The 2,213-nt window shown below is 71.0% G+C and carries 3 protein-coding genes; all 3 read right to left on the bottom strand.

Annotated features, from left to right (window positions below; translation table 11 throughout):
• On the bottom strand, window positions 1–571 hold a 571-nt coding region (locus ACWELQ_RS44240), incomplete at its 3' end, for an alcohol dehydrogenase catalytic domain-containing protein (protein WP_452402939.1).
• A 62-nt stretch (window positions 572–633) separates the two neighbouring features.
• Window positions 634–1,821 carry a pyridoxal phosphate-dependent aminotransferase gene (locus tag ACWELQ_RS44235; protein ID WP_452402938.1) on the bottom strand — a complete coding sequence of 396 codons (1,188 nt, stop codon included), beginning with the start codon at window positions 1,819–1,821 and terminating at the stop codon, window positions 634–636.
• Between the two features lie 109 nt (window positions 1,822–1,930).
• Window positions 1,931–2,213 (bottom strand): WYL domain-containing protein (locus ACWELQ_RS44230; protein WP_452402937.1); only part of this gene is annotated, 283 nt, incomplete at its 5' end.

Here is a 2,213-nt window from a genome sequence, read left to right as displayed (position 1 = left end):
GGTGGGCGCCCAGCGCGAGCGCGTCGGCGATCCGCTCGGGGCGGCTGACCAGTGCGGTCACGGTGGCACCGGCCGCCACGGCCAACTGGACCGCGAATTGGCCGACCCCGCCGGTGGCCCCGGTGATCAGGACACGGCGGCCCAGCAGCGCGCCACCCACCCGGACGGCCCGCAGCGCGGTGATGCCCGCGATGGGCAGCGCCGCGGCCCGCTCGAACGACACCGAATCCGGCAGCACCGCAAGGCGTTTCACCGGCACCGGGATGCGCTCGGCCCAGCCCTCCCAGTCCAGGTAGCAAACCACGCGCGCACCGACGGCGGGCCCCGAACCGTCGGCGGCCGCCGTGACCACCACCCCGGCGACATCCTGTCCCGGCCGCCAGCCGTCGGGCCGCCGCCGGATCAGATTGAGTTCATCGTGATTGATGGCGAAGGCCCGGACCTCGACGATCACCTCGTCCGGTCGCGGCTGCGGCTCGGGCAGATCGGCGGCGAGGCGCAGGCCCGCGGGACCTGAAGGGTCGGTGATGTAGCCGAGCATGGTGCGTCCGTTCGTCTCGTGATGCGACAACGGCTCACAACCGTACGGCCCGCCGGATCATTCCGCAGCGCGGAGTATCCGCGCGGCTACCGTCAGCGGACGGTCTCGGCGGTATGCCCGGCACGCAGGCGGCGCACACCCTCGGCGATGGTCTCCTCCTTCTTGCAGAAGGTGAAGCGCACCAGGTGATTCCATGCGGCCTTGTCATCGGCGAACACGCTGACCGGGACCGCGGCGACCCCGAGCCGTTCGGGCAGTTCCCGGCAGAAGTCGTAGGCGTCGCTCGCGCCCAGCGGGCGGATGTCGGCGCACACGAAATAGGTGCCGTCACTGCGCTTGACACCGAACCCCGCTTCGGACAGCGCGGCGGAGAGTCGAATCCGCTTCTCCGACAGGGTGTCTCGCAGCGCCGCCACCCACTGCTGCTCCTTGTTCAAGGCATGCGCGATGGCAGGCTGGAACGGTCCGCCGCCGACGAAGGTGAGGAACTGCTTGGCCGCCAGCACCGCGTCCAGCAGCGGCGCGGGCGCGCACGCCCAGCCGATCTTCCAGCCGGTGACGCTGAACGTCTTCGCGGCACTGGAGATCACGACGGTGCGCTCGAACATGCCGGGCAGCGTGGACAGGCTGATGTGCTCGTGCCCGTCGAAGGTGAGATGCTCGTACGCCTCATCCGACATGACGTACAGGTCGTGTTCGATGGCGATCTCGGCGATGGCGGTGAGATCGGCGCGCGAGAGCACGGTGCCGGTCGGGTTGTGCGGCGAATTCACCAGCAGCAGGCGGGTTTTCGGGGTGATGGCGGCGCGCAGGCTGTCCAGGTCGAGGGCGAAGCCGTCGCCGTCGGCGACCAGTCGCGCGGTGCGGCGATTCGCCCCGGCGAGCGCGATGGCCGCCGCGTAGGAGTCGTAGTAGGGCTCGATGAGCACCACATCGTCGCCGGGTTCGACGAGTCCCAGCACGGTGGCCGCGATCGCCTCGGTGGCCCCGACGGTCACCAGCGCCTGGCTGTCCGGGTCGTAGTGGGTGCCGTAGCGCCGCGCCCGATCCGCCGCGATGGCCTGCCGCAGCGCGGGCACCCCGCGCCCGGGCGGGTACTGGTTGAAGCCGTCGGCGATCGCCTGCCGCGCCACCTCGAGCATGCCCGCCGGACCGTCGCTGTCCGGAAAGCCCTGGCCCAGGTTGACCGCACCGTGGCGGACGGCCAGTTCGGTCATCTCGGCGAAGATCGTCGAGGCGAACGGCTGCAGACGGGTGACGGTCGGAATGCGGGACGGCATGACCGGAGAATAGTGAATCCGGCTGCACCGGTCTCGAACGGGCACCTCCCGGACCTCGTCACGGATTCGACTCCCGGCGATTCCTATTCGACCGGCGCGACCGAGGCCGCTACTCGACCAGCGCGACCGAGGCGATCCGGTGCAGGGTGAAGTGCCGGACCGCGCCCGTGACCGGATCCAGCGCGTCGAGCTGCCCGCCACCCACCTTGAGCGGCTCCACGACTCGCTGCGTGGCGACACCCTGCGCGTCCACGTACCCGATGTGCACCGGTCGCCGGGTGCGCGCGGCGAGTTGCAGCAGGTTCAGGGTGGCGACGGTGCTGGTGCGGGAGCCGTCCGCGCGAACCGCTTGGCCCGGGCGGACATTGGCGGCCCGCTCGCCCGCGCGCAGT

Source organism: Nocardia sp. NPDC004722, assembly GCF_053601505.1.
This window is presented reverse-complemented; position numbering and strand designations above follow the sequence as displayed.

What these genes read in the sequence shown, in the direction of transcription:
- ACWELQ_RS44235 (WP_452402938.1), bottom strand. Translation starts at nt 1,821, where the DNA reads ATGCCGTCCCGCATTCCGACCGTCACCCGTCTGCAGCCGTTCGCCTCG.